This window comes from Streptomyces sp. NPDC058469, assembly GCF_042721125.1.
Classification (GTDB): domain Bacteria; phylum Actinomycetota; class Actinomycetes; order Streptomycetales; family Streptomycetaceae; genus Streptomyces.
Genome location: NZ_JBHXME010000132.1, coordinates 1 through 8,397, shown reverse-complemented (window position 1 = coordinate 8,397; position 8,397 = coordinate 1). Strand labels below are relative to the sequence as shown.

Sequence of the window (8,397 nt, the reverse complement as noted above, 5' to 3'; positions counted from 1 at the left end):
GGGGGGTTTTTCGGGGGCCCTCTTTCCGGGGGGGGGGGGGGGTGGGGGGGGGCGCCCGGGGGCGGGGGGCGGTGGCCGCGCGGGGGGCGTGTGACGCCGGCGGCCCGGGGCGCCGGGTGCTGCGGGCGGGACCGGTGAGCACTGTCGGATCCCGGCGGATCCGGCGAACCTGGCTGGTCCGGCGGGTGCGGCAGGCGGGGCGGGTCCGGCGACTCCGGACTCGGCCGAGGCTTTGGCGCGGCCCCAGGCCGTCAAGGACGTAGACCCGCCCCGCCCCTCTGCGCGAGCTCGGCCAGGAGCCGAACCGGCCGAGCCGAGCGGGCTGAACCGCCGGAGTCTTTGCGGGAGTTTTAGCTCGCGAGCAGAGGCCCTTTTCACGCCGTCACGATGAGCGCACGCCTACGGGCGAACCCACGAGCCGAACAGGGATGCACAGCCTCTACGGCCGTTCCCCTACCCGGAGTTGACACACCCCGGCCCGACCGGACCAAGTTGGTCTAGTCCTCTTGACGGAGGCCCTCGCGAGCTGTTTGGTATGTACCAATATCCCTGCGCGACTCACCCCGTCTCCGCTCCGGATCTCCACCACCCCACCCCTCCCTCCCCGCCCCCAAGGGGCACCCCGAAAGGGGAACTGTCATGCGCCTGGCAAGATTCGCGGCCACCGTGTCCGCCCTCGCGCTCGCGGCCACCGGCGTCACCATCGCCCTGGCCCCCGCAAGCAGCGCGGCGGCAAGCAGCGTCTACTCCGTGGCCCCCTACGTGGACATGTCGAACAGTCAGGAAGGACTGCTCGACACCGCCATCACCGGACACAAGCTCAAGGCCTACACCGCGGCATTCGTCCTCGGCGTCGGCTGCAACCAGATCTGGGGCGACACGCTCCCCATCGGCAACGACTCCTACACCGACCCCGAGATCGCCAGGGCGAAGTCCGAAGGGGCCTCCGTCATCGTCTCCTCCGGCGGGGCCAGCGGCGAGGCGCTCGCCTGGACGTGCTCCACCCAGAGCAGCATCGACGCCGGATACCAGGCCATCATCAACGACTACGGCGTCACCCAGCTCGACTTCGACATCGAGGGCGCCGCCATCGCGGACACCGCGGCCGTGGCCCGCCAGATGCAGGCGATGAAGGACCTCAAGGCGTCCAACCCCAGCCTGCAGTTCTCCATGACCCTGCCGGTGCTGACGAACGGGCTGACAGGCGACGGCGTCAACATCCTCAATGCCGCCAAGAACGCGGGCGTCAAGATCGACGTGGTCAACATCATGGCCATGGACTACTACGCCGGCACCGGCACCGAGATGGGCCAGGGCGCGGTCTCCGCGGCCAAGGCCACACTGGCGCAGATGCAGTCCGTCGACTCCGGTTACACCTACGCCAACCTCGGCATCACACCGATGATCGGCAAGAACGACGACGGTTCCACCTTCACCCTGGCGGATGCCCAGACGGTGGAGAGCTTCGCCGCGCAGAACGGTGTCGGGCGCCTGGCGTTCTGGGCGGTCACCCGGGACCAGGCGTGCAGCGGAAGCGCCAACTCCCTTCCCACGTGCAGTGAGATCAGCCAGAACAGCCTCGCGTTCACCGACGCGTTCGTGCCCTACGAGGGCAGTTCGGGCGGCGGCGGAGGCACCACCGACTTCTCCCTGTCCCTGTCACCGGGTTCCGCCTCGGTCACCCAGGGCGGTTCGGCGACCGCGTCCGTCTCCACCGCCGTGACCTCCGGCAGCGCCGAGTCCGTCAGCCTCGCCGCCTCCGGCGCGCCGTCCGGCGTCAGTGTCGCGTTCAGCCCCAACTCCGTGACCTCCGGCGGCAGTTCGACACTGACGGCGACGGTCGGCTCGTCCGTGGCCGCGGGCACCTACCCGATCACCGTCACCGGCACCGCCGCGACCGGCAGCCACAGCGCGACCTACACACTCACGGTCACCACCACGGGAGGCGGAGGAGGAGGCGGAGGCTCACTGACCAACGCGGGCTTCGAGACCGGCAGTCTGAGCCCCTGGACCTGCACCGGCGGCAGCGCGGTGGTCTCCACCCCGGTACACAGCGGCAGCCACAGCCTCCAAGTCACTCCGAGCGCCAGCAGCACGGGCGAATGCGACCAGAACGTCACCCTGTCCCCCAACACGAGCTACACGCTGACCGCTTGGGTCCAGGGACCGTACGCCTACATCGGAGTCACCGGCGGCGCGTCCGCGAGCACCTGGTCGAACAGCTCGGCCTGGAACCAGCTCAATGTCACCTTCACCACCGGCAGCAGCGGAGCGGTCACCGTCTACGTCCACGGCTGGTACGGCCAATCCAACGTCACCGCCGACGACTTCACCCTCGGGTGAGCACACCGACACGGGCACCGAAGACCAGACAACACCTCGCAGACCATGCGAGCGACTTGAACTGACACAACGTCACCAGCACGCCGCGGCAGGGCGGTTGCGCCCATGCCGCGGCGTTGTTCGATGTGCAGGTCAGGCCTCGCTCCCGGCAAGCGCGGCCAGTTCGCGGTCGACGGCGTCCTGGTGGGCCTGGGTATCCTCGCGTGCCTTCTTCGGGCTCCAACGGCCGGCCATCACGAACACGAAGGGCAGGAAGAGGACTTGCCCGCCCACGCAGATCCACCACCAGGTGCGCCACTCCCCGGGACCGTCCTTCGCGGCCTTCTGCACCTTCGGCCCGTACTCCTTGAGCACCTTGAGCTGCGGCTGCGCCTTCTGTACGACGGCCAGGTCGGCGGGGCCGACTTCCTTCACCGCCTGGGCGGCCAGGGCGGGAGGTGTGGTGGTCGGCGTGTACTTGCCCAGTTCCGCGAAGAGTTGGGGGTGGGCGCCGACGATGGCCAGCGCCGGGGCGGCCTGCTTCTGCGCGACCGCCACCTCGGCGCCGTGTTCGACGAGCGGGGTGACCGAGGTGACGAGCACCGGGATGAACGCCGCCGACACGGCGACCACGATCCGTACCGTCCAGCCCCAGACCGCGAGCCCGGCGGCGGTCGCGGCCGGGTTGCGCCTCTCCACGGTCTCGGTGAAGCTCGCCATCCACGGCGCGTAGGCGACGCCGCTGAACACACCGATCGCGACGAACAGCCAGGCGAAGGTGTAGTAGCCGGTCGTCAAGTGGGTGGCCAGCGAGGCGAAGACCGCGGTCGCCACGATGGCGCCGATCCCGCCGACGATCATGAAGGGCTTGCGCACCAGCAGCCGGTCCGAGAGCAGCCCGGCCACGATCAGCGCGAGGGCGTTCGCGGCCCAGTACCAGTTGGCCAGGCCGTTGGTGCGCTGCTCGCTGTAGCCGAAGGTGGTCGAGAAGTAGACGACGAAGTTGCCGACCGCGGCGTAGTAGAGCAGCAGGAAGACCGCGATCGCGAAGGCGGAGCCGAGGATGTCCAGGCGCAGCATCTGCCGCCACTCACCCCGCCGTACCGCCTCCGTGTCCAGCCCCTTGGCGCGCGCCTCGACCAACGCCCGGTCCCGCAGGCTCACCATGATCTGGTCGCGCAGCCCCGGCGACAGCTCGCGCAGGGCGAACAGGGTCACGACGAACACGACCAGCCCGGCCGCCCCGGAGTAGCGCAGCTCGTCCTGCCAGGTGGCGGTGGAGAGCGTGCTGCTGGTCACCGACGTGACGACGAGGCTGCCGATGACCGGGCCCATCGTCCAGTAGCCCATAGCGGTGGCCCGGCCGAGCTGCGGCGAGAAGTCCCTGATCAGTGCCGGGGTCGCGACCAGCACGATGCCCTCGATGAAACTCACCACCGCGAACAGCACCAAGTACGTCGTCTTGTCACCGGCGTTGGGCAGTCCGAAGAAGACCAGGAGCGCGGCGACCAGCAGCCCGTAGACCACGAGGTTCGCCCGCCCCCACCGGTCCGCGAGGCCGGCCACGAGCGAGGCGAAGGCCCCGACCGCGTTGCCGATGACCGAGACCCACACGAAGTAGCGGTAGGTCATGTCGAAGTGCGTGATGATCGACGTCGCCACCGCGTACTGGATGTAGAGCATGTAGTACAGCACGACGGTCGTGACCACCACGATCGCCAGATACGACATGCGCCGCCCGGTGGCCGGATACGCCGCCAGGTCACGCCGGTACAGCAGCGCGAGCGAGCCACGAGCACCGGCGCCGGACGCGTCGGCACCGGGGCCTCGCGTGTCGAATGGTGCGGAGGCGGAGGGCATACGACTCCCTTTGGAACGGCCGGGGACAGAGTGGCGGCGGGAGGTGGGGGCTCCTTCCGTTCGAGCGGAGGCTAGTACCGACTGGTCGGTACGACTAGATGCGCGACACGACTTCGCACGCGGGGTGGCACGGACGGGACACTTCGCGCGCCGCGCGTTCATGGAGCAGGAACGGCGAACCCGGCTCGCGTCCGGCTGGATCGGTTCGCCACCATGGCCCCGCTCTTCGAGCATGACGGAGTGAGGGGATGTGTGCCGGGCTGCGAAGACGCCACTTCGCCTGCGATGTTGTCCGCAGCCCGGCTGCATGGGGATTCCTTGGGGCCTGCCTGCGCAAAGCCCTTGGGGGATCAGGCGGTTACGAGTGTCAGACCGTAGGTGCTGAGGATTTCGTTGACCGGCTGGAACCAGGTCTGACCGCCGCTGGTGCAGTTGCCCCAGCCGCCGGAGGTCACGCCCTGGGCCTGGTCGCCGGTGATGAACGAGCCGCCGGAGTCGCCGGGTTCGGCACAGACGCTGGTGCCGGTCAGCTGATAGACCGATCCCTGGCTGTAGTTGACGGTCTCGTTCTGCGTGAGCACGGTGCCGCAGTGCCAGTGCGTTGTCGAGCCGGAGCGGCAGACGGACGAGCCAATGGGTGCCACCGCCGAGCCGCGGACCAGGACATCACTGACGGTGCCCCAGCCGAGCACGACCGGGACGGTCCACCACCCGTTGCCGATCCGGATGTAGGAGTAGTCGTTGCCCGGGAAGGACGAGCCGGCGAAGGTGCCCATCGCCGAACCGTCCCAGCCGGCCACGGAGCTGCCGGCCGTGCCGCAGTGTCCGGCGCTGACGAAGCCGCCGACCACCGAAAACCCTATGGAGCAGCGGGTGTTGCCGTTGATGTAGTACGGGTCGCCGCCGACGGTGCCCGCGGCGAAGGTCCGCGGTGCCTGTTGCGTGGCGAGGCTGTGGACGGTGAGCAGCCCCGTCTTGCGCGCCGGTGCCAGGAACTCCCTTACGGCGGCGCTGTGTTCGGCGCCCTTGCTGACCTCTGCCACCACACTGTTGGTGCGGGGGTCGACGTGCCAGCTCCGGACGGCCGTGGGGGCGCCGTCCGTCTTGGCTACGTTGTCGAGTGCTGTCTTCGTGGCGTCGAGGGTGCGTGCGCTGTGCGCGACCCGCACGACCGTGGCGCCGGTGGACCGTACGGAATCGGCCGCGGCGCCGCCGGTGTTGGTGAGTCCGACGACGAGGGTTCCGTGCGCCGAGTCGTACCAGGAACCGCCGAAGGCCTGCCCCGCGGCCCGTTCGGCGCGGGGTGCGAGCTTCGTGGCGGCGGCTTCCTGCTTGAGCCGTGTCCGGGCCTGCGACGCGGTGAGTCCGAGGTCGCGTTGGAGGGCGGCGGTCAGGCCCGGGGAGAGGGGGTGGGCCGACGTCGGCTGCGACGGCGACGCGGCGACGGGAGACAGACTCAGGGTCGCGGTGCCCAGGGCCAACAGGACGGACAGGCCCAGGCGAAGTCTGGTCGGGCTTCTCATGGAACGCTCCTTCATTTCTGTGTGGGGCAGGAATGGTCGGGATTTGTGAGGTGCCGGCTTCTCAGGCATGTTGTGCACATGCCAGACCCGTGCGGATCAGACGAGCCGCCAGAGGTGGTCGGAGGTGCCGTTGTCGTTCCACTGGGTCACCTGGGCGCTGTTGGCCTGGGAGGCTACGTCGACGGCCATGAGCTTGCCGCTGTGCACGTTGACGATCTTCATCCAGCCGTCGCCGTTGTCGACGAAGCGCCAGAGGTGGTCCTGGGTGCCGTTGTCGTTGTACTGCTGGACGTGGGCGCCGTCGTCGAGGCTCTGGTTGTGGACGGCGAGCAGCTTGCCGGAGTTGCGGTTGTAGATCTTGACGGTGCCGTCGCCGTTGTCCACCACCGTCCACAGGTGGTCGGCGCTGCCGTTGTCCTCGTACTGGGTGACCTCGGCGCTGTCGGCCAGGGACATGCCGCTGACGGCGAGCAGCTTGCCGGAGTTCTTGTTCTGGATACGTTTCCAGGCGACGGAGTCGGCCGCCGGGGCGTTCATCAGGGCGAGGGCGCCGCCGATCACGGGGCGGTCGGCGAAGCCCCGCTGGGCGCCGGTGGCGACGACGTACCAGTCGGTGAAGGGCACCCGCGACGGCGTCGTGTTGGCGAAGCCGTAGACACCGTTGATCAGCATGGCGCGGGCGTCGGCGTGGTCGGCCAGCCAGGCCGCGGTCCACAACTCCCAGTCGGTCTTGGTGTAGTCGTTGCGCGGGTCCAGCAGCACGCCGTACGTGCCCGCCTTGGACAGGTACCAGGCGGCCTCCTGCGCGGCCACCCCGGTGGGCACCAGGTCCACGCCCAGCAGGCGGTCGGCGTAGCCGTTGTACTTCAGGCTCCAGGTGCCGTCCTGGTCGTAGGCGAGCTTCAGGTGCGTGCCCGAGGAGTCCTGGGCCAGGGTGACCCACCGGCTGATGTAGCCCCGGGCGATCGTCTCGTAGTGCGTGGCGTCGGAGGAGTTGGACGCCGCCTTGGCCACCACACTCATCGCGCCGATGCCGATGATGCCCTTGAGGGCGAGGTTGGCGCTGTGCGCGATCCAGCCGGTGAAGTCGTCGGTCTGGTTCTGGTTCTCCGGGTCGAGCGCGTTGGCCACCAGGTACTCGGCCCACTGGTGGAGGATCGCGTAGTGCGTGGTGGCGAAGGAGGCCGCGTCGGCTGCCGGAAGGCGCTGGGCCACGGCCGCCGCCATGATCAGCATGTTGGCGGACTCCTCGATCGGCATGGCCTCCTCGTTGCCGTCCAGGTGCCCGGTCGCGTTCGGGTAGCTGGAGCCGAGGTCGTGCTCGGCGTACACCTTGGGCCAGCCTGCCTGCTCCGCGTAGTGGAAGTGCGGTTCGAGCAGCAGCCGCAGATACGCGGGCGAGAGGTGCAGGTAGGCAGGGGACGCCGGGTAAATCACGTCTACGGTGGAGAAGTTGCCGTTGGAGGAGATCTCCTTGAGCATCGCCCACGGCGAGCCGTTCCGGTCGACGAGTTCCGTTCCGGCCACCGCCTGACGCACCGCCAGGGCGCAGACGGCCGCGTAGTGTTCGCCGGTGTCACCGCCGCCGGCGGCGGTCGCGGCGTCGTCGTGGATCGCCTTGTCGAAGGCGACGGCGGCGGTCAGGGCGGCGGTGCGGTCGCTGTTGAACCAGTCGAGCATGGCGGTCCACGAGCTCCAGTAGTGCGTCCACCACGGGTTCAGGTTGGTACCGAGGTAGCTGACCGCCGGGGTGCGCACATGGCCGACGACCACCTGGAACACCGCCGAGGGGGCGGACGCGGTGACGGTGCCCAGGTTCTGGTTGAGGCCCAGCACGGGCCAGCGGTCGTTGATCGCGCGGGGTTGGGCGGTGTCGGAGGTGCCGGCCAGTGTCCCGTTCGCGGCGGACGCCGCCCGTACGACGGTGTCCTGGCCGATCTGCCAGGTCAGCCCGCTCGCGGTGGGGGCGGCCAGCACCAGCGAACCCCACGAGGCCTGATCGTTGTTCTCGGCCAGCACCCCCGGGGAGGACGGTTGGCAGGTCAGGGCGGTCATGCTGCCCGTCGTCTGCTTGGCCCAGGTGACCTGGGTGGAGTTGTCGCCGTGCACCCACTCGGCGGAGGCGTCGAAGTGCACGTCGACGGTGTGGCTCGCCCCGTCGCCGCTGGCTGCCTGGACGCTGACGTAGCTCAGCGGCACGCACTGGCGCTGCAGGTTGCCGAGGTCCACGGGCGAGAAGAAGGTGACCGTCAGCGTGACGCCTCCCCCGGTGAGCGTGAAGATCGACCGGGTGGCCGTGAGCTGCAGCGACGTCTGCGTCATCGTGCTGAGCGCGGGGCCGCCGGGCAGCGCCGGGGCGCCGAGGAAGACGTACGGCGTGCCGTCGATCCGGGCGATGCCGGCCAGCGCGGTGACCCGCCCGTTCCAGAAGGTGGGCCAGGTGCCGGCCAGGCTGTCCCCGGCCAGCCAGGTGGTCAGGTACGGGGACCGCACGGCGAGAGGGGTGGCGGGCGGGCGCAGCGGGCTGAACGTCGAAGCCGCGGCCATGGCCGCGGCGGTGGCGGCAAGGGCGGGCGACCCACCGATGCCGAGGCCGCCCATGACACCTGCGGCGGCCACCCCTCCCCAGCGCAGCAGGTCACGTCTGGACAGCGGGGGCAGTCCGGTGGGACGCGGACCACGACAACACCCC

4 protein-coding genes are annotated in these 8,397 nt (G+C 69.7%); 1 reads left to right on the top strand and 3 read right to left on the bottom strand.

Annotation, left to right across the window (positions count from 1 at the left end):
• The first annotated feature begins 639 nt into the window (after window positions 1–639).
• Window positions 640–2,343 (top strand): carbohydrate binding domain-containing protein, encoded by a 1,704-nt coding sequence (locus tag ACFWP5_RS38870; RefSeq protein ID WP_384167979.1) that lies wholly within the window; start codon window positions 640–642, stop codon window positions 2,341–2,343.
• A 132-nt stretch (window positions 2,344–2,475) separates the two neighbouring features.
• On the opposite strand, the gene ACFWP5_RS38865 is transcribed toward ACFWP5_RS38870, so the two are convergent.
• The 3 genes from ACFWP5_RS38865 to ACFWP5_RS38855 form a co-directional block, all read right to left on the bottom strand.
• The gene (locus ACFWP5_RS38865; protein WP_384167976.1) at window positions 2,476–4,182 is read right to left on the bottom strand and encodes an MFS transporter; all 1,707 of its coding nucleotides are present in this window, start codon (window positions 4,180–4,182) and stop codon (window positions 2,476–2,478) included.
• Window positions 4,183–4,532: 350 nt separating this feature from the next.
• Window positions 4,533–5,705: a S1 family peptidase gene (locus ACFWP5_RS38860; protein ID WP_384167973.1), complete on the bottom strand. Its 1,173-nt coding sequence runs from the start codon at window positions 5,703–5,705 to the stop codon at window positions 4,533–4,535.
• A gap of 96 nt (window positions 5,706–5,801) precedes the next feature.
• A partial coding sequence (locus tag ACFWP5_RS38855) for a glutaminase domain-containing protein (protein WP_384167970.1) occupies window positions 5,802–8,397 on the bottom strand: 2,596 nt, incomplete at its 5' end.